General features: G+C 72.4%; 23 protein-coding genes and 1 riboswitch. Of the genes, 12 read left to right on the forward strand and 11 right to left on the reverse strand.

Features of this window, described 5'->3' with window-relative positions; genetic code table 11:
* Window positions 1-52 precede the first annotated feature (52 nt).
* From FYX01_RS12195 to FYX01_RS12205, 3 genes are all read right to left on the reverse strand, one after another.
* Window positions 53-1,111 carry a nitronate monooxygenase gene (locus FYX01_RS12195; protein WP_150240662.1) on the reverse strand — a complete coding sequence of 353 codons (1,059 nt, stop codon included), beginning with the start codon at window positions 1,109-1,111 and terminating at the stop codon, window positions 53-55.
* A 254-nt stretch (window positions 1,112-1,365) separates the two neighbouring features.
* Entirely contained in the window at window positions 1,366-2,706 is a 1,341-nt protein-coding gene (locus FYX01_RS12200) for an MFS transporter (protein WP_394350458.1), read from the reverse strand.
* A gap of 50 nt (window positions 2,707-2,756) precedes the next feature.
* On the reverse strand, window positions 2,757-3,644 hold the full coding sequence (locus tag FYX01_RS12205; RefSeq protein WP_150240664.1) for a LysR family transcriptional regulator: 888 nt from the start codon (window positions 3,642-3,644) through the stop codon (window positions 2,757-2,759).
* A 205-nt stretch (window positions 3,645-3,849) separates the two neighbouring features.
* Between FYX01_RS12205 and FYX01_RS12210 the strand changes: the two genes are divergently transcribed.
* On the forward strand, window positions 3,850-4,608 hold the full coding sequence (locus FYX01_RS12210; RefSeq protein ID WP_150240666.1) for an SDR family NAD(P)-dependent oxidoreductase: 759 nt from the start codon (window positions 3,850-3,852) through the stop codon (window positions 4,606-4,608).
* A 120-nt stretch (window positions 4,609-4,728) separates the two neighbouring features.
* Here FYX01_RS12210 and FYX01_RS12215 read toward each other — a convergent pair whose 3' ends face one another.
* From FYX01_RS12215 to pfkB, 3 genes are all read right to left on the reverse strand, one after another.
* The gene (locus FYX01_RS12215) at window positions 4,729-4,908 is read right to left on the reverse strand and encodes a hypothetical protein (protein ID WP_150240668.1); all 180 of its coding nucleotides are present in this window, start codon (window positions 4,906-4,908) and stop codon (window positions 4,729-4,731) included.
* Window positions 4,909-4,998: 90 nt separating this feature from the next.
* Complete coding sequence (locus FYX01_RS12220; RefSeq protein WP_150240670.1) at window positions 4,999-5,268, reverse strand: HPr family phosphocarrier protein; 270 nt, start codon at window positions 5,266-5,268, stop codon at window positions 4,999-5,001.
* 50 nt (window positions 5,269-5,318) lie between these two features.
* A complete protein-coding gene (pfkB, locus tag FYX01_RS12225; protein ID WP_150240672.1) occupies window positions 5,319-6,260 on the reverse strand; it encodes a 1-phosphofructokinase in 942 nt (313 codons plus the stop codon).
* A 337-nt stretch (window positions 6,261-6,597) separates the two neighbouring features.
* Here pfkB and FYX01_RS12230 point away from each other — a divergent pair, with 337 nt between their 5' ends.
* The 6 genes from FYX01_RS12230 to ptsP all read left to right on the forward strand — a co-directional run bounded on the left by FYX01_RS12230 (window position 6,598) and on the right by ptsP (window position 12,336).
* Window positions 6,598-7,359 carry a DeoR/GlpR family DNA-binding transcription regulator gene (locus tag FYX01_RS12230; protein WP_150240674.1) on the forward strand — a complete coding sequence of 254 codons (762 nt, stop codon included), beginning with the start codon at window positions 6,598-6,600 and terminating at the stop codon, window positions 7,357-7,359.
* 171 nt (window positions 7,360-7,530) lie between these two features.
* A complete protein-coding gene (gene mtlA, locus FYX01_RS12235) occupies window positions 7,531-8,634 on the forward strand; it encodes a mannitol-specific PTS transporter subunit IIC (RefSeq protein WP_150240676.1) in 1,104 nt (367 codons plus the stop codon).
* On the forward strand, window positions 8,631-8,939 hold the full coding sequence (locus FYX01_RS12240) for a PTS lactose transporter subunit IIB (RefSeq protein WP_150240678.1): 309 nt from the start codon (window positions 8,631-8,633) through the stop codon (window positions 8,937-8,939). The genes mtlA and FYX01_RS12240 overlap by 4 nt, the downstream gene beginning before the upstream one ends.
* Window positions 8,929-9,372, forward strand: coding sequence for a PTS mannitol transporter subunit IIA (locus FYX01_RS12245; protein ID WP_150240680.1), 444 nt, complete (start codon window positions 8,929-8,931; stop codon window positions 9,370-9,372). The genes FYX01_RS12240 and FYX01_RS12245 overlap by 11 nt, the downstream gene beginning before the upstream one ends.
* An 81-nt stretch (window positions 9,373-9,453) precedes the next feature.
* Entirely contained in the window at window positions 9,454-10,494 is a 1,041-nt protein-coding gene (locus FYX01_RS12250; protein WP_150240682.1) for a zinc-dependent dehydrogenase, read from the forward strand.
* A gap of 138 nt (window positions 10,495-10,632) precedes the next feature.
* Window positions 10,633-12,336 carry a phosphoenolpyruvate--protein phosphotransferase gene (gene ptsP / locus FYX01_RS12255; RefSeq protein WP_150240685.1) on the forward strand — a complete coding sequence of 568 codons (1,704 nt, stop codon included), beginning with the start codon at window positions 10,633-10,635 and terminating at the stop codon, window positions 12,334-12,336.
* A gap of 235 nt (window positions 12,337-12,571) precedes the next feature.
* Here the strand turns inward: ptsP and FYX01_RS12260 are convergent, their stop codons facing one another.
* The gene (locus FYX01_RS12260) at window positions 12,572-13,357 is read right to left on the reverse strand and encodes an SAM-dependent methyltransferase (protein WP_150240687.1); all 786 of its coding nucleotides are present in this window, start codon (window positions 13,355-13,357) and stop codon (window positions 12,572-12,574) included.
* Window positions 13,358-13,436: 79 nt separating this feature from the next.
* Between FYX01_RS12260 and FYX01_RS12265 the strand changes: the two genes are divergently transcribed.
* Window positions 13,437-13,637, forward strand: a complete 201-nt coding sequence (locus FYX01_RS12265) for a hypothetical protein (protein WP_150240689.1) — start codon at window positions 13,437-13,439, stop codon at window positions 13,635-13,637.
* On the opposite strand, the gene argJ is transcribed toward FYX01_RS12265, so the two are convergent.
* Entirely contained in the window at window positions 13,625-14,785 is a 1,161-nt protein-coding gene (gene argJ, locus FYX01_RS12270; RefSeq protein ID WP_150240691.1) for a bifunctional glutamate N-acetyltransferase/amino-acid acetyltransferase ArgJ, read from the reverse strand. The genes FYX01_RS12265 and argJ overlap by 13 nt on opposite strands.
* A gap of 172 nt (window positions 14,786-14,957) precedes the next feature.
* Between argJ and FYX01_RS12275 the strand changes: the two genes are divergently transcribed.
* Window positions 14,958-15,989, forward strand: coding sequence for a serine hydrolase domain-containing protein (locus FYX01_RS12275; RefSeq protein ID WP_150240694.1), 1,032 nt, complete (start codon window positions 14,958-14,960; stop codon window positions 15,987-15,989).
* A 17-nt stretch (window positions 15,990-16,006) separates the two neighbouring features.
* Here FYX01_RS12275 and otsB read toward each other — a convergent pair whose 3' ends face one another.
* Together otsB and FYX01_RS12285 are read right to left on the reverse strand one after the other, a co-directional pair.
* Window positions 16,007-16,837, reverse strand: coding sequence for a trehalose-phosphatase (otsB, locus tag FYX01_RS12280; protein WP_150240696.1), 831 nt, complete (start codon window positions 16,835-16,837; stop codon window positions 16,007-16,009).
* A 365-nt stretch (window positions 16,838-17,202) separates the two neighbouring features.
* Complete coding sequence (locus FYX01_RS12285; protein ID WP_013155209.1) at window positions 17,203-17,487, reverse strand: DUF3263 domain-containing protein; 285 nt, start codon at window positions 17,485-17,487, stop codon at window positions 17,203-17,205.
* A 228-nt stretch (window positions 17,488-17,715) separates the two neighbouring features.
* On the opposite strand from FYX01_RS12285, the gene FYX01_RS12290 reads away from it, so the two are divergent.
* Together FYX01_RS12290 and FYX01_RS12295 are read left to right on the forward strand one after the other, a co-directional pair.
* Window positions 17,716-18,897, forward strand: coding sequence for a S8 family serine peptidase (locus tag FYX01_RS12290; RefSeq protein ID WP_150240698.1), 1,182 nt, complete (start codon window positions 17,716-17,718; stop codon window positions 18,895-18,897).
* 178 nt (window positions 18,898-19,075) lie between these two features.
* A complete protein-coding gene (locus FYX01_RS12295) occupies window positions 19,076-19,684 on the forward strand; it encodes a GrpB family protein (RefSeq protein WP_150240700.1) in 609 nt (202 codons plus the stop codon).
* A 23-nt stretch (window positions 19,685-19,707) separates the two neighbouring features.
* Here FYX01_RS12295 and FYX01_RS12300 read toward each other — a convergent pair whose 3' ends face one another.
* The gene (locus FYX01_RS12300) at window positions 19,708-21,144 is read right to left on the reverse strand and encodes an alpha,alpha-trehalose-phosphate synthase (UDP-forming) (RefSeq protein WP_150240777.1); all 1,437 of its coding nucleotides are present in this window, start codon (window positions 21,142-21,144) and stop codon (window positions 19,708-19,710) included.
* A 281-nt stretch (window positions 21,145-21,425) separates the two neighbouring features.
* Window positions 21,426-21,567, forward strand: a riboswitch (SAM riboswitch).
* A gap of 13 nt (window positions 21,568-21,580) precedes the next feature.
* Between FYX01_RS12300 and thrC the strand changes: the two genes are divergently transcribed.
* On the forward strand, window positions 21,581-22,840 hold the full coding sequence (thrC, locus tag FYX01_RS12305) for a threonine synthase (protein ID WP_150240702.1): 1,260 nt from the start codon (window positions 21,581-21,583) through the stop codon (window positions 22,838-22,840).
* The last annotated feature ends 245 nt before the right edge of the window (window positions 22,841-23,085 follow it).

The following is a 23,085-nucleotide window of genomic DNA, read 5'->3' on the forward strand; positions in this document are numbered from 1 at the left end:
CGGCGTGAACCCGCCCCACCGCCCGGTGGGGCGGGTCCGGAGCCGGCTCGGGTCAGACCCGGACGCCCGCCTCGCCGGCCTCGTGGCGCAGACGCTCCATGATCTCGGCGGCGGGAGCGTCGACGGCCTCGCGGAAGCCCGTGCCCGCCCACAGCGCCATCCCGTCGGGATCCCCCGCCTCGGCGGCGGCAGCGCGCAGCGGCTTGGTCATGTGGTGGATCTCGGGGTAGGCGCGGGGCGCCTCCGGGTGCTCGGAGACGAACCGGTTGACCAGTCCACGCGAGAGGCGTCCGGTGAAGGCCCGGGTCAGCGTGGTCTCGGTGTAGGCGGGGTCGGCCAGCGCCGCCTTGTGCTCGGGGTGGGCGCCGCTCTCGTGGCACCGCAGGAACGCCGTGCCCAGCTGCACGGCGGCGGCACCCCGCTGCAGGGCCTCGGCCACGTCCGAGCCGGTCATGAGCCCTCCGGTGGCGATCACCGGGACGTCCACCGCCTCGACCACGTCCGGCAGCAGCTCCCACAGTGACCGGTCCCCGTTCCCGTCTCCGTTCCCGTCCTCGTCTCCGTCCGTGGCGAACGAGCCCCGGTGTCCGCCGGCCTCCGCGCCCTGGGCGCACACACCGTCGGCGCCGCGCTCCGCCGCCAGGCGCGCCTCCTCGACCGTGGTCACGGTGACCACCGTGGCGCTGCCCGCCTCCCGCAGGCGCTCCAGGACGCCGGCCTCCGGGCAGCCGAAGGTGAAGCTGACGATCGGGACGGCGGCCTCGGCGAGCAGGTCGATCTTGGTGTCCCACGCGTCGTCGTCGTGCGCGGGCTCACCCACCGACACCTCGTAGCGCTTCGCCTCGGTCTCCAGGAGGGGCAGGTAGGGGGCGGGGGCGTCCGGGGCGCAGAGCGGGCCGGGGACGAACACGTTCACGCCGAACGCGGTGACCCCGGAGTCCCTCACCGCCCGGATCCGGGTGGCGAGGGTGTCGGGCTCAAGGTAGCCGGCGGCCAGGAACCCCGTCCCGCCCGCCTCGGTCACGGCGGCCACCAGTTCGGGTGTGGCGGCTCCGCCCGCCATGGGCGCCTGCACGATGGGGCGTTCCCGTAGTAGGTCAGTCAGTCCCATGCTTCCTCCGTGTGTCGTCCGTGGCCCGGTGGGGTCGGGCCACGGTTCCCCAACCTCGATGACTCCGGAGCGGGGCGCTTCCTTCCTCTCGGACCGGGGGCGAATACCACGGATCCGCTTTTCCGCCCGAAGGGTGGTCGGCGTACCAAGAGTCGGTCAAGCCACTGCCCCGGAATTCCTGTGTGACACGTCATAGTTTTTATCGGTGAGAACAGGAAAGAAGCCAGCGCGCCCGTTCTGTCGCGATCGCGACACTATACAGCGTTTTCGTCTGGTTCTGACTCGCCGGAGGAGTGATCTCCGTCGTTTTTCGACTCGTCCGAGGGGTGGGCGGCGAACCGGGTCGACTCGGGGAGGAGCCGGGACGACACGGCGGACACGACCGCCGCGACCACACCGACCGAGATCATCGACGTCACGGACCACGCCATCCCGAGCAGCCCCCACAGCCACCCGAACGACACCACGGTCAACGCCCTGACCAGCCCAGAGACCATTCCCAGCATCGAGAACATCGTGTTGCGGTTGGCGTCGGAGAACATCAGCTGTTGCCACACGCCCGACAGGACCCCCGTCAGCCCGAGCAGGAACTCGGAGGCCAGCAGCCCCGCGGTCAGCGGCACGAGCCCGTGCGCGGCCAGCGCCAGGGGGAGCCCCACCGCCGCCGCGAACAGTGGCGCCCACACATGGGGGCGGTCACGGCCCACGAACCTCGAACACGCGGACCCCGCCACCAGGGCGGACATCATCATCAGCAGCATCAGGCCGTTACGCCGTACGTCCTCGCCGTGGACGGCCAGCAGCATCGGCTGCCAGGAGACCACCAACAGGGCGATGCCCGAGGTCAGGGACGCCGTCAGCGCCACCAGGGGCAGGAAGCGCCGTCCGACCATCGACACGGCCGACTCCCGGACGATCTCGCCGAGCCGGCGTCCCGGCTGGCCCGGTGAGCGGGGGAAGCACACGTGCGCCAGGGCCGCCAGAGCCACCAGGACCACGCCGCCCGCGGATATCAGGGCGTCGGCGGGCAGCCAGGTCCCCGCCACCATGACCGAGGCCGCGCCCAGTACCGCGCCGCTGTGCCCCGAGACCTGGCCGAACCACATCGTGCGCGCGATCCGCGTCGAACGGTCCCGACTCCCGATCCGGTTGACCACGAGCGCGGTCAGGGTCCCCGAGTGCAGGTGAAAGCCGAATGCCCACAGGTACATTCCCGCGAGCGTCGACGCGAGCCGGTCCGCGTACCCGAACAGCATGAATCCCGTGCCCCACAGGAACAGCCCCGACACCAGGAGCCTGCGGTGCCCGTACCGGTCACCGAGCGCGCCGCTGGGCGCCTCCACGACCAGTCCCACGAGGTTCGCGGAGCCGAGCATGAGGCCCAGCACCCACGGCTCGGCCCCGCGCTCCAGAAGAACCGTGACGAAAACCGCGCCGGAAAGGAAATCCGCCGTCGCGCCGACAAGGGAAAAAGAGGCGTACCGAGCGATGAGGGATGATTCTTCGGAATGACCCGATGCCATGGGCGTGCTTTTCCTGTCGGGGAACTCCGCGGCTCCGGATGGAAATTCCGCCCACGCTAGCACGCGCCCCATTCCCGGGACCAAGAATCTTATTCGACGCGCGCGGTTCCGGAAAGGACCACTCAGGCCAGGGCCTCGGTGAGGGCGGCGGCCAGGACCGGCACCCCCGGGTTCTGGTCCCCGCGCGGCCACACCAGGCCGAGCGACGAGTCCGGCAGGCCGCTGACCGGCACCAGGACGACGTCGTCCCGGTCGTCGTGGGCCGTGGTGTCCCCGCACAGCAGCATGGCGCCCCGGCCCGCGGCGACCTGGGACATCCCCTCCCGCAGGGTGTCCACGCTCTGCTCGTGGTGGATGGTCCTGCCCAGCGGGGTGACGGTGGGGGAGTGGACGCGCAGCCAGTAGTCGGGCGCCCGCCGGACCGGGATGAGCGGGATCCGCGCCATGTCCTCCACCCCGACGCCGGAACGCAGGGCGAGCGGGTGGTCGGCGGGCAGCGCGAGCCGCTGCGGCCGTCGGGAGAAGACCGCCCCCACGACCAGGTCGCGCTCACGGACCGGCAGCAGGACCACGGCGGCGTCCACCTCGCCCTCGCGCAGGGGACTGAACACGTCCGAGAGCTTGATCTCCATGATCTCCACCCGCGCGCCGGGCTCGCGCTCCTCGAACGCGCGGACCGCCTCGGCCACGGGCCCGTGCACCGTGCCCTGGAAGCCGAGGCGCACCCGCAGCGGTCCGCCCCGGGCGCGCTCGCGGGCTCCGTCCACCACCGCGGCCAGGTTCTGGTAGGCGGGCCGCAGGTGGTCGAGGAACTCCTCGCCGAAGCGTGTGAGGCCGAAGCGGCGGCTGGCGGGATCCATCAGCGGGGCGCCGACCCGGGCCTCCAGCGAGCGCACCAACCGGTCCACCGTGTCCGCGGACACCCCCAGTCTCTCGCCCGCGTGCCCGAGGTGCAGCTCCTCGGACAGGGCGAGGAAGCACTCCAGCTCCTGGATCTCGATTCCCCGCAACCGGCCGCCCTCCTCTCGTGTCCGTCGCCGCGTCGCCCGCCGTCCCCGGCGGCGCGGTGGAGCGATGAGCAACCCTCATAGAAGCACGGTGACCCCCGATCCGTGTCGCCCGCCTCCCGGCCCGGGCGAGTCCCGTCCCTGACCGGAGCGCTGGAGGGGCCACCGGATACGCTCTGCGCGACAGCGATTCCCGGGAGGAGCCACCATGACAGCGACCGCGGTCGTCACCGGAGCCAGCAGCGGGATCGGGGCCGCCACCGCGCGCGGACTCGCGGCGCGGGGCTACGACGTGGTCCTCGTCGCCCGCCGCGCCGACCGGATCGAGGCACTGGCGGACGAGCTGGCCGAGGAGGGCCACGGCGCCCGCGCCCACGTCCTGGACGTCACCGACCGCGCGGCCGTCGACGCCTTCGCGGACTCCCTGCCCGCCTGCGACGTGCTGGTCAACAACGCGGGCGGTGCCATCGGCACGGAGACCGTCGCCACCGGCGACCCCGCCGACTGGCGCGCCATGTACGAGGTCAACGTCATCGGCGTGCTCAACATGACCCAGGCCCTGCTGCCCAGACTGACCGCCGGTGGCGACGGCACCGTGCTGGTCGTCTCCTCCGTGGCCGGGCACGTGGTCTACGAGGGCGGTGGCGGCTACGTGGCCGCCAAGCACGGCGCGCACACCCTCGCCGCCACGCTGCGCCTGGAGCTGTGCGGCGAGCCCGTGCGCGTGCTGGAGGTCGCGCCCGGCATGGTCAGGACCGAGGAGTTCTCCCTCAACCGGCTGCGCGGCGACGCCGGGGCCGCCGAGGCCGTCTACGCCGGGGTCCCCGACCCGCTGACCGCCGAGGACGTCGCCGACACCATCGTGTGGGCGGTCACCCGTCCCCCGCACGTGAACATCGACCTGTTGGTGGTGCGCCCGCGCGCGCAGGCCGCCCAGCACAAGGTGCACCGCGTCACGCCGGAGTAAGGGGTAGGCCGGGCGGGAACGGGACGCGTCGGAGGCGTCGGGCCCGGCACTCCCGCGGCCGTCCGCCCCAGGACGGGCGGGAGGGGAGGGCGGGGGAGGGCCCCTCCCGCCGCAGGGAGGTCAGTCCTCGGAACCGCCGGGGACGCACTCGGCGCAGTCGCAGTAGTTCGTCGTGGACATGGACCTGCACCTGGTGCAGATCTGCCGCTTCGCCCCGGGCGGATCGTGCTTCCAGTCGTGCTGGCCCCGCCTGCAGATCCCCGAGGGGCCGATGACGGTGTCGTCACGTGAGGTGTCCATGGGAGCACGGTAGCCGCGGCGCGGGGGTATGACCAGACTCCGGGACCGGAGCCGTGGCGGGCCCCCGCGCGTGGCGGCCCGCCTCCGGGTTCAGGTGTCCAGCTCCCTGGACAGCATCTCCACCAGCCCGTCCAGGACCTTGTCGGCGTCCTCGGAGTCCTCGCAGGCCAGGGTCACCGTCTCACCGTGCTTGGCGCCCATCGACATCACCGAGAGCACGCTGCGCGCGTCCACCGGCTTGTGGCCCTCTCGGGAGACCGTAACGGGCAGGCCGGACTCGTTGACGGCCTGGACGAACAGGGCGGCGGGGCGGGCGTGCAGGCCGAGCTGGGAGGCGATGGCCACGGTGCGCTGGGGCATGTCAGTCCTCGGGGATCGTGTCGGGCGGGCCGGGATCGTTTCCGGCCCGGTCAGAGCGTGTCGACCGACCACCGCGGGTCGGGGTCGGCCACCACCGTGATCGCGTCGGCGGTCACGTCGGCGGGTGAGGGGACGGTGGTTCCGGGCAGGGACACCGCGGCCGTTCCCCACGCCACGGCGCGGCGCAGCCGCTCGGCGGGGGAGCCGTCCGCGCCCAGGAACCCGGCGAGGGCGCAGTCGCCCGCGCCCACCGTGCTGCGCGTGCGGACCTGGGGTCCGCGCGCCCACCAGGTGTGCCCGGGGTCCACGAGTATCGCACCGTGGCCACCGAGTGTCACCAGCGCGGAACCGTTCCCCCGGTCCAGGACCTCGCGGGCGGCGTCGGTGACCGCGCCCACCGTGGGCAGGTCCCGTCCGACCAGCTCGGCCAGTTCCTCGTGGTTGGGCTTGAGCAGGGACACCGATCCCGCGCGCGCCGCCGCCGCCAGGGGCTTGCCGGAGGTGTCCAGGGCGAGGGGCACCCCGTGGGCGGCGGCCAGTTCGGCGACGCGCACGTACAGGTCGTCGGGGGTTCCGGAGGGAAGGCTGCCGCTGGCCACCACCCAGTCGGGGCCGCGGTCCAGCTCCTCCGCCAGGGCGCGGAGCAGGGCGTCGGTCTCCTCGGGCGACAGGACGGGCCCGGGGGCGTTGAGCTTGGTGGTGGTCCCGTCGGACTCGGTGACGGCGATGTTGGCGCGCGTCTCGCCCCCGATGGGGACGGTGACGCAGGGAAGGTCCCCGAGCAGGGCGGTGAGCTCGGCGCCCCCGCCCCCGCCCACGGGCAGGACCGCCCGGGTGGTGACGCCGGCGCGGCGCAGGGCCCGGGCGACGTTGACGCCCTTGCCGCCCGCCTGCGCGCTGGTGGAGCCCACTCGCAGGACCTCGCCGCGCACCAGGCGGCCCACCTCCAGGGTGTGGTCCACGCTCGGGTTGGGGGTGAGGGTCAGGATCATGGGTGCTCTTTTCGGGGATGTCTGCGCCCGGCCCGGTCCGGATGTTGGACTGTATTTGATTATGTGTGTTCGTCTGTGTGTGTCAACACTAGTGTGTCCCTTGTTCCCCGTCCTTGGTTCCGGGGGTGTCCGTCGGGGTCCTCGACGGCCTCACCTCCGGTGTCGCCGGCGCCGCCAAGGCGGCGTGTCGTCGGATGATCCCCCTGATCGGCCGGGCGGTGCGGGTGGGGCGGCCCCGTGCGGGGCTGCTGGGATATTGGGTGGAGGCACCCCTTGTGTGTCCCAGGCAACACCATTAAACTCACCGAAAACCACACCGAAACACAGGTGATCCAACATGTACGCGGAAGAGCGCCAGAAGGTGATCCTCGAACGCGCCCGGCGGGACGGCCGGGTCGACGTCACGGGGCTCGCCGCGGAGTTCGACGTGACCTACGAGACCGTCCGGCGCGACCTTACGGCACTCGAACGCCACGGGGTGCTGCGCAGGGTCCACGGTGGCGCGATCCCCGTCGAGCGGCTGGGCTTCGAACCCGCCCTCAACGTGCGCGATTCCGTTCTGACCGAGGAGAAGGAGCGCGTCGCCAAGGCCGCTCTGGCCGAGCTCCCCGAGGAGGGCGCCATCCTGCTCGACGCCGGGTCCACCACCGGGCGCCTCGCCGAGCAGCTGCCCTCCGACCGCGAACTCACCGTCGTCACCAACTCCCTCTCCATAGCCCTCACACTCGCCCCGCGCACCAACATCCACCTCATGCTGCTCGGTGGCCGCCTGCGCACACGCACCCAGGCCACCGTCGACGCCTGGGCGCTGCGCTCACTCGCCGAGTCCTACGTGGACGTGGCCTTCATGGCCACCAACGGAGTCTCCGTCGAGCGCGGGCTCACCACGCCAGATCCCGCGGAGGCCGAGGTCAAGCGGGCCATGATCGCCTCGGCCCGACGCTGCGTCCTCCTCGCCGACCACACCAAGGTCGGCAACGACCACTTCGCCCGCTTCGCCGTGGTCGAGGACCTGGACACGATCATCACCGACTCCGGGCTCGCCACGGGGCTCGCCGACGAACTGGAGGCCTCCGGGCCCCGCGTCCAGGTGGTCTGACCTGACCGGGGCGCCCGGGGCGCCGTCCTGCGGTCCCCCGTCCGGGACCGTACCGCCCCGGGACGCTCCACACCGTTCACCCCCTCACCACCCGCTCCTCCACTCCGCACCGACCCCTCATCCCTCACCCCGGCGCGGCAGACGCCCGCCGCACCTCCCAGGAGGTTCCCCTTGACCACACAGCACAGCGGCGCACTCGCCTCGATGCGCTCCGGAGTCCAGCGCTTCGGCGGGTTCCTGGCCGGCATGGTGATGCCCAACATCGGCGCGTTCATCGCCTGGGGGCTGATCACCGCCCTGTTCATCCCCGACGGCTGGTGGCCCAACGAGCACCTCGCCCAGCTCGTGGGCCCGATGATCACCTACCTGTTGCCGCTGCTGATCGGCTACACGGGCGGCCACCTGGTCCACGACAAGCGCGGTGGCGTGGTCGGCGCGATCGCCACCGTCGGCGTCATCGTCTCCGCCGACATCCCGATGTTCCTCGGCGCGATGGTCATCGGCCCGCTCACCGCCTACCTGCTCAAGAGGTTCGACGCCCTCGTCCAGCCGCGCATCCGCCCCGGGTTCGAGATGCTGGTCAACAACTTCAGCTCGGGCATCCTCGGCGGGATCATGGCCGGCATCGGCCTCTACGCCATCGGCCCGGTGGTGACCGTCGTCGCCCGCTGGCTCGGTAACGGCGTCCAGTTCCTCATCGACATGTCGCTGCTGCCGCTGGTGTCGGTCCTCGTCGAGCCCGCCAAGGTGCTGTTCCTCAACAACGCCATCAACCACGGCGTCCTCAGCCCGCTGGGCGTCGCCCGGGTCGCCGAGGAGGGGCAGGCGATCGAGTTCCTCATCGAGACCAGCCCCGGCCCGGGCCTGGGCATCCTGGTGGCCTGCCTGCTCTTCGGCCCCCGCGTCAGCCGCGCCACCGCGCCCGGCGCGATCATCATCCACTTCTTCGGCGGGATCCACGAGATCTACTTCCCGTACGTCCTCGCCCAGCCCAAGCTCATCCTCGCCGCGATCGGCGGCGGGATGTCGGGCCTGGCCACCTTCCTGGTGCTCGGCGCCGGACTGGTCGCCACCCCCTCGCCCGGCAGCATCATCGCCCTCATGGCCGTCACCCCGCGCGGTGAGCACCTCGCGGTCCTGGCCGGGGTCGCGGTCGGTACCGTCGTCTCCTTCGTCCTCGCCTCGTTCCTGCTCGGTTTCGGCCGCGCCGAACGCAGGGCCCAGCGCGAGGAGAAGGCCACACGGGCAACAGAGAACCAGGAGAGCACCTCATGAGCAGTATCGAAGGCTCCGACATCAAGAGGGTCGTCGTCGCCTGTGACGCCGGCATGGGCAGCAGCGTGCTGCTCACCTCGCAGCTGAGCAGGTCCCTGTCCCCGCACGGGGTGAGCGTCGAGCACGCCCCGGTCGACCGGATCCCCGAGGGCGCCGACGTGGTCGTGTGCCACACCGGCCTGGTCGACCGGGCCCGCAGGCGGGTACCCGACACCGTCGTCGTCGGCTTCCAGATGTTCATGGGCGACCCGGCCTTCACCCGCCTGGAAGAGGCCGTCAGGGACGGGAGCACCCTTGCCGAGTGAGCTGGCGCTGACCGCCGACGCGGTCTGGCTGAACCGCGCCGCCGCGGACCGGGCCGAGGCCATCGACCAGTGCGGAGCCCTCCTGGTCGAACTGGGCGCCGTCGAACCCGGCTACGTGAGCGCCATGCACGAGCGCGAGGCCTCCGTCCCCACCTTCGTGGGCGAGGGTGTGGCCATCCCGCACGGCACCGACGCCTCACGGGCGCTGGTGAGGAAGACCGCTCTGGCCGTGGTCCAGTTCCCCCACGGGGTCGACTGGGGCGGGTCCACCGTCCACGTGGCCATCGGCATCGCCTCCTCCGGTGAGGAGCACCTGGGCGTGCTGTCCTCGCTGGCACGGATCCTCACCGACCCGGAGAAGGCAGCGCGGCTGCGCGGCGCCACCGCCCCGGCCGACGTCGTCGACCTGCTCAGCCCCGCACGGAACGGCTGAGCACGCCCACACGGCTGAGTCCACCCAACACCCGCCGGGCCCCGCATCCGGCCCGGCGGGTCCCACCAGAAAGGCCCGAACATGCTCGTCGCCCGCTTCTACGCGCCCGGTGACATCCGACTGGAGCAGGCTCCCGAGCCGACCGCCGGACCCGGACAGATCAAGATCGCCGTCGTCAACTGCTCCACCTGCGGCACGGACGTGAAGATCTCCCGGCACGGCCACCACCACATCCGCCCGCCCCGCGTGATCGGCCACGAGATCGCCGGACGGATCGTGGAGGTGGGCTCGGGGGTCACCGGCTGGGCCGAGGGGGACCGCGTCCAGGTCATCGCCGCCATCCCGTGCGGGACCTGCGCGGAGTGCTCCGACGGCCGGTTCACCGTGTGCTCCCGCCAGGAGTCCATGGGCTACCACCACGACGGCGGCTTCGCCGAGTACATGGTCATCCCCGAGGCGGTCCTGGCCGTGGACGGGGTCAACCGGGTGCCCGAGAACATCGATTTCGCCGAGGCCTCCGTCGCCGAGCCGCTGGCGTGCGTACTCAACGGCCAGGAGATCGCCGGGGTCGGCGAGGGCGACACGGTGGTGGTCATGGGAGCCGGGCCCATCGGCTGCCTGCACGTCCGGCTGGCCCGGGCGCGCGGCGCTTCGAGGGTCTACCTGGTGGACCTCAACCGCGGCCGCCTGGACATGTCCGCCGCCATCGTCGGCCCCGACGCCGCGATCTGCGGGGAGGAGGCCGACGCGGTGGAGGAGGTGCTCCGACTGACCGACGGCCGGGGCGCCGACGTGGTCATCACCGCCGCCGCCTCCGGGCGCGCCCAGGAGGACGCGCTGCGCATGGTCGCCCGCAGCGGCCGGATCAGCCTCTTCGGCGGACTGCCCAAGGACGCGCCGATCATCCAGCTGGACGCCAACGCGGTGCACTACCGGGAACTCCGGATCTTCGGCGCCAACGGCTCCAGCCCCGAGCACAACCGCCGCGCACTGGAGCTGATCTCCTCCGGCGCCGTGCCGGTGGCCGACCTGATCACCGAGCGGATGTCCCTGTCCGACGTGCACAAGGCCATCGAGACGGTGGCCTCGGGCACCGCGATCAAGGTGACCATCCAGCCGTAGGGCGTGTCCGGCGGACACGCCCCGGCCTCCGGGGCGGGCCCCGGACCCGCGAACCCGCCGGGGTGGGCCCGCGGACTTCCGGGGAAGGACATCATCGAAAACGGCATCCCCCGGCCATTCCCGACGTACGGAGCGACCATGGCGCAGACCGACCCCCTTCCCTCCGCGGCCGGTACCCACCGGTTCTCGGGCATCCCCGCCAGTCCCGGCGCCGCCATCGGGCCAGTGGCGCGGATGGCGCCCCCGCCGTCCCTGCCCGAGCAGCGGCCGGCCACGGGCGACCCCGGCGACGAGGCGGACCGGGCCCGGCGGGCCCTGGAACAGGTGGCCGACATGCTCGACCGTCGGGCCGCCGGCCTGGAGGGCGACGCGGCGGCGGTGCTCGGCGCCCAGGCGCTCATGGCCCGCGACCCCGACCTCGCGCGCCGCGTCGGAGAGCGGACGGAGGAGGGGGACCCGGCGGTGTGGGCGGTCCACTCCGCCTGCGGCGCCTACCAGGACCTGCTCCAGGCGGCCGGGGGCTACCTGGCCGAGCGCGCCGCCGACCTCGCCGACATCCGGGACCGCGCGGTGGCCCTGCTCATGGGCCTGCCGATGCCCGGGGTGCCCGATCCCGGCGTTCCGTACGTGCTGGTCGCCGACGACCTCGCGCCCGCCGACACCGTCCAGCTCGACACCGAGCGGGTACTCGGCGTCGTCACCCGCTACGGCGGTCCCACCAGCCACACGGTCATCCTGGCCCGGGCGCTCGGGATTCCCGCCGTCGTGGGCTGCGAGGGCGCCGGGGACCTCCGGGACCAGGTCACGGTGGCGGTGGACGGTGACGCGGGAACGGTCGAGGTCGATCCCGACGAGGAGCTCGCCGACCGGATGCGCCGGCGCGCCGAGCGCAGACGCGCGCTGCTCGCCGAGTCCACCGGACCCGGCCGGACCGCCGACGGCACGCCGGTCGCGCTGCTGCTCAACGTCGGCGAGGGGGATCCCCGCAAGGCGGGCGCGCACGACAGCGAGGGCGTGGGTCTGCTGCGCACCGAGTTCCTGTTCCTGGACCGGTCGGAGCCGCCGACGGCCGGGGAGCAGACCGCCGCCTACACGGCCCTGTTCGAGGCGTTCGCCGGGCGCGTCGTCACGGTGCGCACCCTGGACGCCGGCTCGGACAAGCCCCTGGCCTTCGTGGAGACCGGGCCGGAGGACAACCCCGCGCTCGGCACACGGGGGTTTCGGACCTCGCGCGCGCACCTCGGGCTGCTCACCGAGCAGCTCTCGGCGATCGCCGCCGCCTCCCGGGAGACCTCGGCCCGGGTACGGGTGATGGCGCCGATGGTGTCCACGCCCGACGAGGCCGCCGAGTTCGCCGCCCTGGCGCGCCGGGCCGGACTCACCGAGGTGGGGGTGATGATCGAGGTGCCCGGCGCGGCCCTGCTCGCCGACCGGCTGCTGCCCCGGGTGGACTTCGTGTCGATCGGCACCAACGACCTGGCGCAGTACACGATGGCCGCCGACCGGACCATGGGCGCGCTGCCCGACCTGCTCGACCCCTGGCAGCCCGCGCTGCTGCGGCTGATGGGAACCGTGGGCGAGGCGGGGGAGCGGTCGGGCCGTTCGGTGGGGGTGTGCGGCGAGGCCGCCGCCGACCCGCTGCTGGCCCTGGTACTGGTGGGGCTGGGCTCGACCAGTCTGTCGATGTCCGCGCCCGCGCTGTCGGCCGTGCGCCACGCGCTCGCCCTGCACACCCACGACGCGTGCCGGAGGCTTGCGGAGCTGGCGGTGGCGGCGTCCAGCGCCGAGCAGGCGAGGGAGGCGGTGAGGGCCGCAGCCCACCCGGAGACCACAGGTCGGTGACGGCGTCCGCCGAGGCGTGGTGCGCGCCCTCCCGCCGCCGTGCCCGGACGGTCGCGGGAAGGCGACGCGGCGGTGGGTCCGAAGCCCGCGGAGAAGCGGTCTCCCGGCCGTTCGGAGCGGCCCCGGGGACGGACGCGCCGCCGCGGGGAGGGGGTGAGGTCCTCCGAACGCGGTGTGGCCGACCAGCGGACGCTGGTCGGCCACGGCCGTTGCGGCGCGTTCGCCCCCGTGCGGATCAGGGCTTGCGGGCCAGGCCGCCGTACTGGTCCACATGCACGGTGTGTCCCACCTCGGCCGGTTCGGGGCGCCAGAAGGGCACCGACACCACGCCGGGTTCCAGCAGCTCCAGTCCGTCGAAGAAGCCCTCGATCTGCTCCGGTGCGCGCAGGTGGATGTGGGAGGAGGCGTTGGCGTTCCAGTGGTCGGCCGCCTGGACGATCTCCGGACTGGTGTTCGTGCTGTCGTTGGTGACGAAGAAGCCGCCCGGACGGAGCGCGTCCACGTAGGTACGGACCAGGGACGCCGCCTCGGCGTCGTCGGGGACGTGGGCGAGCGTGCCCATGATCAGCAGGGCGATCGGCTGGTCGAAGTCCAGGTACTCGCGGGCCTGTTCCAGGAGGGGGCCCGGTTCGCCCAGGTCCGCGTCGATGTAGTGCGTGGCGCCCCTCGGATCGCTGGTGAGCAGGGCCCGGGCGTGCGCGAGCACGAGCGGGTCGTTGTCGACGTAGACGATCGTGGACTCGGGGGCGGCGGCCTGGGCGACCTCGTGGGTGTTGTTGGCCGTGGGCAGACCGGTGCCGATGTCGAGGAACTGGCGGACGCCCTCCTCCTCGGCCAGGTAGGTGACCGCGCGGTACAGGAAGGTGCGGTCGGCGCGGGCGGCGGCGACGATCCCGGGGAAGGTGGACTGGATGTGGTCACCGACCTCCCGGTCCACCGGATAGTTGTCCTTGCCGCCCAGCCAGTAGTTCCACACCCGTGCGGAGTGGGCCACGCTGGTGTCGATGGGAAGGTCTGCCATGTAGGGGCTCAATCTGTTTCATGCGTAGACAGGGAAGTCCAAAGTAGCGCTGTCACGCTGTGATGGGTACGTTTCCGACATGCTCGTCTCCGGCCCGTGGTACCGGTCTCCGGTGCCGTTCGGCAGCACCCCGGGCGCGGACCCGCCCCCTCCGCCGGTGATCCTGCCCCCTGGAGCCGCCGTGGACGCCGAGGGTGACGCCGGGAGCAGGATCATTCCGGCCGGGCACGCCGGACCAGCCGGCCCGGTGTACCCGGTCGGCTCCGCTCAGGTCGTGTAGTCGGCGTTGATCCGGATGTAGCCCTCGGTCAGGTCGCAGCCGTAGACCGTGAAGGCGCCGTCGGCGATGCCCAGGTCGACGCTGATGACCACCTCGTCGCCCTTCATGTGCTGGGCGGCGCGCTCCAGCACCTCGCTCGTGGCCTCCGCGGGGTAGGTCTCCACGTCACCGAAGGAGATCCGCACGTTCCGCGGCAGGATGTCGGTCTCCTCCTCGCACTTGCCGACCGCCATCGTCACCCGGCCCCAGTTCGGGTCCGCGCCGTGCACGGCCGTCTTCACCAGCGGGGAGTTCACCACGGCCTTGGCGACCCGCTTGGCCTGGGCGTCGTCGCGCGCGCCGGTCAGGCGCACCTCGATCAGCTTGCTGGCGCCCTCGCCGTCGGAGGCGATCATCCGCACCAGCTTCAGGGCCACCTCGTGGAGCGCCGCCTCGAACGCGGACACGTCCACCGGACCGGCCAGCCCGTTGGCGAACACCGCCGCCGAGTCGCTGGTGGAGGTGTCGGTGTCGATGCTCAGCGCGTTGAAGGTGTGGTCCACCACCCGGCGGAAGACCCCGTCCAGCTCCGGCTGCTCCAGTTCGGCGTCGGTGAAGAACCAGGCCAGCATGGTCGCCATGTTCGGCTCGATCATGCCGACGCCCTTGGCGATACCCGTCACCGTCGCCCCGCCCACCCTCGCGGAGGCGGTCTTGGGCCGGGTGTCGGTCGTCATCATCGCCGCCGCCGCGCGGTCCAGGTCGGCCGGGGGGAACTCGGCGGGCAGCGAGTCCAGGTGGGCCCGCACCCTGTCCATCGGGTAGGGCCGGCCGATCACCCCGGTGGAGGCGACCAGTACCTCCCCGGGTGCGACGCCCGCCGCCCGCGCCACGCGCTCCTGCACCTCACGGGCGTGGTCGTCGCCGATCCGGCCGGTGGCCACGTTGGCGTTGCGGGAGATCACCGCGACCCCCCGCGCGCTGCCGTCCGCCGCCGCCCGGCGGCTGAGCAGCACACTGGGTCCGGCGAACCGTGACCGCGTGAACACGGCGGACACGCTGGCGGGGACCTCGGACACCACCGCGAAGAAGTCGTCATGCGGGTCCTTGATCCCGATGTTTCCGGCCACGCCGCGGAAGCCGGCGGGTACGGGGGTCTGGCTGCTCATCGTCCTCCCTCGGGGATTCTCGGGCGCCAGACTACTCCGCCGGGTGTTCGGGCCCTGATTACGGCCGCGACCTGCGAGGGTTTCTTCCTGGACACATGGGGAGCCGGTGTGACAACGACCTGATAACGGGGTATCCGCCGGGGTGACGAGACCAGCCGGGGGGAGGCGTGTTGTGCGTGATGGTGACTGGCTGACGGAGACAGGGGCGCAGATTCGTGGCGTCCTGAAAGTGATGGTGGACGCCGGATGGCTGCCGGGCGGCACGGCCGTCGTCGGTACCGGCGGCATGTGGGAGTTCGTCGCGGTCGGCCGGGTCGACGCGGAGCACGACACGGCGCCGGACGTGTCCTACGACGTGGCGAGCCTGACGAAGGTGATGGCGACCTGGCCGCTGGTCGGCCAGGCGGTCGCCGAGGGGATCATGGACCTGGACGCCCCGATGTCCGAATACCTGGACGTGGACCATCTTCCCGGCGCCGAGGTGACCACCCGGCAGATCCTCACCCACACCAGCAGACTCAACCCGGTGACCTGGTTGGAGAGGTACGCGGGCACCGATCAGGACCTGGCGGAGGCGATCCTCGCCGATCCGCTGGAGGAACCCGGCTACCGCTACATCGACCGGGGGTTCATCCTGCTCGGCCTGCTCTTGGAGCGCCTCTACGGCACCGGCCTGGACCGGATGGCCCACGACCTGTGGGGGGAGCTGGGCCTGCGCTCCACGACCTTCGGTCCCCTGGCGCGCTCGCCCGGCGTCGCGCCCACCGAGTGCCGCCTCCCCGGAGCCGCCCCCGCCTGGGGCGTGGTGCACGACGAGTCGGCCGCGCTGATGGGCGGTGTGGCCGGGCACGCCGGGGTGTTCACCACCGCCATCGACCTCGGCGCGTTCGCCCGGGAGGTGCTGCGGCTGCACGGCGGCGGCCGGGGGGCGGTGCCCTCCTCCTACGTGCGCACGAGCTGGCAGCCGCACGTGGACGCGGGCGCCCGGCTCTGGCGGGGCCTGGGCTGGCTGGTCACCCCGGAGGGGGTGGTCTACCACAACGGCTTCACGGGGACGAGCCTGTTCATGCACCCCGAGAGCGGCAGGTACGTGGGGATGCTCACCAACGCCGTGCACTACGGGCGCGACCGGACCGGGCTGGTGGACCTGCGGTCGGCGGCGCGGTCGGCGCTCACGCCCCAGGCGCACGAGTCCTCGTCCTGAGCGGGGGGAGGCGGCGCTCACACACCGGAGGCGTCGCGGACCGCGCCCGCGAGGCAGCGCAGGAGGTCGGCCAGCCCCGCGGGACCGGAGACGACCAGGTCGGCGGCCTCGGCCACCGCGGGGACCTCGTCGGAGGACGAGCACACGGTCAGGCCCGCGATGTCCTGGTCGCGCAGTGCCGCCACGGCGGCGAAGGCGGGCAGGTCGCCCAGGTCGTCACCGGCGTAGAGCACGGTGCGGGGCCCGGCCTCGGCGACGAGCGCGGTGAGCGCGGCGCCCTTGTCCACACCCTGTGGACGGAGTTCGACGACCATCCGGCCCGGCTCCACCTGCAGCTCGGCGCGCCTGGCCAGTTCACTCAGGGCGGGGGTGAGCAGGGCGAGGGCGCCGTCGGGGTCGGCGGTGCGCCGCGTGTGCACGGCCAGGGACCGGCCCTTGTCCTCGATCCAGGTGCCCTCCGGCGCGTTCAGCCCGTCGAGCAGGCCGGGCAGCTCCTCCCGCACCAGCTCCACCCCGGGCGGCGTGGGGGCGGCGACCACACGGCCGCCGACCCAGCGCTCGGCACCGTAGTGGCCCAGCACGGTGATGCCCGGCACCCGGTCCAGCCCGCCCAGCCGTACCGCCGTCTCGGCGGGGCGGCCGGTGACCACCGCCACCGAGCCGATCAGCCCGGCCAGGTCTGCGAGCCCCTCCACGATCCCCGGGTAGGGGGCGGACGTGCGCGGATCGTTCACGATGGGCGCGAGCGTGCCGTCGAAGTCGAAGGCGGCCAGCGCGCTCCCGGGCGCGTTCAGGAGGGCGTCGAGCGCGGTGCGCCCGGCGTCCGTGCCGGGTCGGGGCAAAGACATGGAGGACCTTTCCGGTGGGGCCGAGGGTGCGGACCGGGCGGGGCCGCCAGACTACCGACGCGCTCCCGCCCGGAGGGGACCCCTACCCGTACGTGTGGCCCGTGTTTCATCGGACGGCCTCGTGGCGTTCGGTACGTGCTCGCACGCGGCCGACCGCGTCGGTGGGCGGCTCCGGACGCCTCGGGCGGGCCGGTCCTCTCCAGCGTCGGTTCGGTCGCCCAGGTACGGGCGGTTCGCACAGCCGGTTCCCGGTGTCGCTCAGCGGGGGTGGCCCGGGCGACACGTCCGTGGAAGCGGACCAGGCACGGATGGTGCCGTCGGCGTGCGGTGGGTACGAATGACCGGGAAGGCGGGACGGGAGGGGCTCAGAGCTGGATACCCAGCTGGCGTGCGTTGCGTTGGCGGCGGCGGTCGGCGCGCAGCCGGCGCAGCCGCTTGACGGTCATCGGGTCGAAGGCGAGCGCCTCGGGGCGTTCCACCAGCCCGTTCAGCAGTTGGTAGTAGCGGGTCGCGGAGAACCCGAACTCGTCACGGATCGCCTGTTCCTTGGAGCCCTCGAACTTCCACCACTGGCGCTCGAAGGCGAGGATGCGCTGTTCGCGTTCGGCGAGAGCCGACTGACCGTCCTCGGTCGGACCGATATTCGGCATGGGACACCCCCTGGACGGGAAATTGGTTTGTCCGGATCGGCCCGACTCATGCTAGCGACTCAACATGCCGGATGCGGAGCCGAGAGCGCAGGACTGGCACCAGGGATACAGTTACGTTCTCTACCCCTCAAGCCACTTGTTCACGCCTGGATCCTGTGCTCATGACAGAATCGCGGGGGTCCGTGGGGCCGCGTGGAACGCCGATCGTATCGTTCGAGGGAGCCTGACGTGCTCGGGGGCAACAGCCGCAACAGGACACATACACGCCACACCCGTGGTGGTACCACCACGGCCTGTGCGGCCGTCGTCACCGCCACCGCCGTACTCCTCGGCCCGACTGCGGCTCCGGCCTCGGCCGACCCCATCCCCGACTACCGGCCCGAGCAGTGGGGCCTGCAGTCCGTCGAGGCCCAGGAACTGTGGGAGGAGACCCGGGGCCAGGGCGTCACCGTCGCGCTTCCCGGAGTCTCCGTCAACGAGGAGCACCCGGACCTGGTCGACAACGTCCGGCTGGACACGCGGTTCGGCGCCAACGACGGCGACGTCGGCGCGGGCAACGCCACGGCCGCCCTGGTCGCGGCCCACGGACACGGCATGGACGCCGACGCTGGCGTGCTCGGCGCGGCGCCCGAGGCCTCCCTGCTCGTGCTGCCCACCGGGGACCGGATGGCCGAGGCCGTGCGCTTCGCCGTGGAGGAGGACGCCCAGGTCGTCCTGCTGCCCGAGACCGACGGGTCCACCGATCTGACCGGCGCCACCCAGGACGCGGTGAACAGCGGCGTGCTGGTCGTCGGACCGGCCGGGGGCCGGGAGGACCCCAACGTGCTCACCGTCGCCGGAACGGACGAGGAGGGCGCGCTCGTTCCCGGTTCCCCCGACGCGGAGGAGATCGAGCTGACCGCGCCCGGGGCCGACCTGGTGACAGCGGGGCCGGACCTGGGCCAGACCGAGGTCACCGGTGCCCCGTACGCCGCCGCCCTGGTCGCGGGGGTAGCCGCCCTGGTGCGCTCGGAGCACCCGCAGCTGCGCCCCGACCAGGTCCGCGCCGCCCTCGTCCAGGGTTCGCGGACCGGCCCCGACGACCTGCCCGCGCTGTACGCGCCCCACGCGGAGGGGGAGGCTGTGGGCACGGCCCAGGACACCCCGCTGCTCGACGAGGACCTCCTCGACGCGCGCGAGCGGGCGGGGGCCGTGCCGGTGTGGGCGTGGTTCGCCGCGGTCGGCGCCGTTCTGGTCCTCGGCGCCCTCCTGGTGGTCCTGTGGATACGCCGCTCCACCGCCGACCCCTACGGTGTGAAGGCCGAACGCCAGGAGGAGGACGAGAGGATCGCCGCCGAGCGCGCCGCCGAGGCCCCGCCCGCCAGCCGACGCAAGAAGGGCGGACGCCGCCGCAGGACCCGCGGCAAGTAGTCCCGGCGGCGGGTGGTCCGGTTCCCGTGCGGACTCCCGCGGCCGGGACCGGACACGGTGCGTGGTCGCCGCACGTCATGGGTGCTCCACGAACAGTGACGCCGTGGTCGCACGTGCATATGTAAGGAACGGCGGACGGTCTTGACGCGGGCACGCACGGGGGACAAGGCTTTGGAGAATGTCACCTCTCGAAGCGTCGTCCCTGCCCTCACGAGGTGGTCCGCGGACCGGGACCACACCCGAGTTCCGCAACCTCGTCGACGGACGTGTCCGCATCGCCGAGTACGACGCCAAGTGGCCCTACCTCTTCGAGCGCGAGGCCCGGAGGGTCGGTGCCGCCCTCGGTGACCGTGCCCTGCTCTTCGAACACGTCGGTTCCACCGCGGTGCCCGGCCTCGCCGCCAAGCCCTGCGTCGACCTGCTGCTGGTGGTCGCCGACTCCTCGGACGAGCCCGCCTACATGCCCGACCTCGAAGCCGCCGGCTACTCCCTGGTGATCAGGGAACCCGACTGGTACGAGCACCGCGTGTTCAAGGGCGCCGAGGTCAACCTCAACCTGCACGTGTTCAGTGAGGGCTGCGAGGAGGCGGAGCGGATGCGCCGCTTCCGGGACCTCCTCACCGACGACGCCGACGCACGCGAGCGCTACACCGCGGTCAAACGCGAACTGGCCGAGCGCACCTGGGACCGCATCCAGGACTACGCCGACGCCAAGTCCGACATCGTGAAGCGGCTCCTGGCCGAGGCGGACGGGAGGGACGGCGGGAGGGACGCCGCCACGGACTGACCTCCGTGGCGGCCGGGCCGGGCTCAGACCAGCGAGCGCAGCTGGTCCTGGAACCACCGGCGCGGCGGCAGCGCCACCGCGGCCTCCGCCAGGCGCTGCCTGCGCTCGCGCCGTTCCTCCGCCGACATCGACAGCGCCCTGTGCAGCGCCTCCGCCGTCTCCACGGTGTCGTAGGGGTTGACCAGCAGCGAGTCCTCGCCCAGCTCGTCCGCGGCGCCCGCCTCGCGCGAGAGCACCAGCACCGAGTCCCGCTCCGACAGCACCGGGCCCTCCTTGGCCACCAGGTTCATGCCGTCCCGGACCGGGTTCACCAGCAGCACGTCGGCGATCTGGAAGGACGCCAGCGAGCGCGGGTAGTCGTCGTTGACCTCCAGGATCAGCGGAGTCCACTCGGCGGTCGCGAACTCCGCGTTGATCTCCTTGGCGGTCCGCAGCACCGCGTCGGTGTACTCGCGGTACTCCGGCACGTCGCCCCGGCTCGGGTAGGCGAACGCCAGGTGCGTCACCCGGCCCCGCCACTCCGGACGGGTGGTCAGCAGCTCCCGGTACGCCTCCAGGCCGCGCACGATGTTCTTGGACAGCTCGGTGCGGTCCACCCGGACGATGAGCCTGGTGTCGCCGACGGCCTCCCGCAGGGTGTCCCGGCGCGCCGCCACGGCCGGTTCGGCGGCGCTCTCGCGCAGCGTCTCCGCGTCCGCGCCCAGGGCGTGCACGTCCACCCCGACGATCCGGCCGCCGTACTCCACGGTGCGGTGCCGGAAGTCCACGTCCGCGCGCAGGACGTCCGCGCAGCAGCGCAGGAACGCGTCCGCCCACCGCGGGCTCTGGAAGCCCAGCCGGTCCGCGCCCAGCATGCCCTCCAACAGGTCGCGCGCGACCTGCTCGGGCAGCATCCGGAAGTACTCCGGGGGCGCCCACGGGGTGTGCGAGAAGTGTGCGATCCGCAGGTCGGGGCGGCGGGCGCGCAGGATGCGCGGTACGAGTGCCAGGTGGTAGTCCTGCACGGCCACGCGGGCACCGTCGGCGGCGCCGGTCACCAGCGCCTCGGCGAACGCGTTGTTGTAGGCGGTGTAGTCCTCCCACATCCGCCGGAAGTGCGAGCCGAAGGACGGCTTGTTGGGGATGTCGTACAGCATGTGCTGCACGAACCACAGGGTCGAGTTGGCCACCCCGGTGTAGGCGCCCTCGAAGGTCCGCCGCGGGATGTCGAGCATGTGGACCCGCATGCCGTCCAGGTCGTGGGCGCGGTCCAGCCGCGCCTCCGGCGCCTCCGCCGCGGCCCGGCGGTCGGCGTCCGACAGCGCGGCGCACACCCAGATGCTGTCGATCTCGTTGGCCACCGAGATCATTCCCGAGACCAGGCCGCCTCCGCCGCGCCGGTGCTCCAGGGAGCCGTCGTCGGCGGTCGAGAAGGACACCGGTCCCCTGTTGGAGGCAATGAGGATCTGTGCCTTGTCCACGTGGTCGTCCTCTCGGATGATGCGGCTGGGGTCGGGCGCGCGCACCGCGCGGGGCGCATCCTAGGTCTCGCCTGTGGACAGCCGCCCCAAACCCGTCCCAGGCCAACCGGGGCGCACGTCACAGGCGCGGAACACCGCACGTGCGTTCACGGGATCCTGACCGGTGCCGTCTCACCATGTGAGCCCGTTCGTGTTGCGCGGGTCACCGGATATGGAAAACCGGTCAACGTGTCCGTTACAGTGACGGTGCGGATCCGACAGGACCCGCCACAACTTCATATTGCTCATCCAGAGGGGTGGAGGGACCGGCCCTGCGAAGCCCCGGCAACCATCCCAGCACGCGATACTCGCGAACCCGCGAGGCGGCTGGGGCAGGTGCCAACTCCGGCCTGGGGACAAGGTGTCCACCAGGGAAGATGAGGGGAGACGCCTCGCCATGGCGATTGCCGCCACCGAACCCACCTCCGTCCGCGCCTTCGGCCCCGGCACCGCGCTTTCCTGCCGCGAGTGCGGTGAGCGCTACGAGCTCACCCCCCGGTACGCCTGTGAGGCCTGTTTCGGCCCCCTGGAGATCGCCTACGACTTCGGGACCGTGACCCGCGCGGACATCGAGAACGGCCCCAAGAGCATCTGGCGCTACCGTTCGCTGCTCCCCGTTCCGACCAACGTCGCCGAGCTGCCCAACATGGCCCCCGGCCTGACCCCGCTGGTGAGGGCCGACCGCCTCGCCGCCGAGCTGGGCCTGGACTCCCTCCACGTCAAGGACGACTCCGGCAACCCCACGCACTCCTTCAAGGACCGCGTGGTCGCCATCGCCGTCGAGGCCGCCCGCACCTTCGGGTTCACCACCCTGTCCTGCTCCTCCACCGGCAACCTGGCCGGCGCGGTCGGCGCCGCCGCGGCGCGCGCCGGGTTCGAGTCCTGCGTGTTCATCCCCGCCGGGCTGGAGGAGGCCAAGGTGGTCATGGCCGCCGTCTACGGCGGCAAGGTCGTGGCCATCGACGGCAACTACGACGACGTCAACCGCTTCTGCTCCGAGCTCATCGGCGACCCGGCCGGCGAGGGCTGGGGCTTCGTCAACATGAACCTGCGCCCCTACTACGGCGAGGGCTCCAAGACGCTGGCCTACGAGATCGCCGAACAGCTGGGCTGGCGCCTGCCCGAGCAGATCATCATCCCGATCGCGTCCGGCTCCCAGCTCACCAAGATCGACAAGGGCTTCCAGGAGCTCGTCAAGCTCGGCCTGGTGGAGGACCGCCCGTACAAGATCTTCGGCGCCCAGGCCACGGGCTGCGCCCCGGTCGCGCGGGCGTGGGAGAAGGGCATCGACGTCATCCAGCCGGTCAAGCCCGACACCATCGCCAAGTCGCTGGCCATCGGCAACCCGGCCGACGGCCCGTACGTGCTGGACATCGCCCAGCGCACGGGAGGTTCGGTGGAGCACGTGGACGACGACGAGATCGTCGACTCCATCAAGCTCCTCGCCCGCACCGAGGGCGTCTTCGCCGAGACCGCGGGCGGCGTCACCACCGGTGTCCTGCGCAAGCTGGTCCGCGAGGGCAGACTCGACCCCGGGGCCGAGACCGTCGTGCTCAACACCGGTGACGGGCTCAAGACCCTGAACGCCGTCGACTCCGGTGTGACCGCCACCATCAAGCCGTCCCTGAGCGCCTTCACCAGCGCAGGTCTCGCCTAGGTCGTGTTCTTCGGGGCCTCCGCTCCGCTTCGGCCCGTGTTCGGGCGCCCAAGAGGCCAGGGATTCTTCCTCCTCGGCGGCGCCTGCCGCTCGTTCCTCGCTCGCGGCTTGTCCCGTCGTGCAGAACCCTGGCGGCGCCCGAACCAACACCCTCCGGGGTGGATGTTTCGAAGAACGGGCCCTGGCCCCATGGCCCCGGCGCGTCCGCCGGGGCCCGCACCAGCCCGCAGTCTCCCACCAGAAGG

Origin of the sequence: Nocardiopsis quinghaiensis, from assembly GCF_008638365.1 — a bacterium.
Lineage (GTDB): Bacteria > Actinomycetota > Actinomycetes > Streptosporangiales > Streptosporangiaceae > Nocardiopsis > Nocardiopsis quinghaiensis.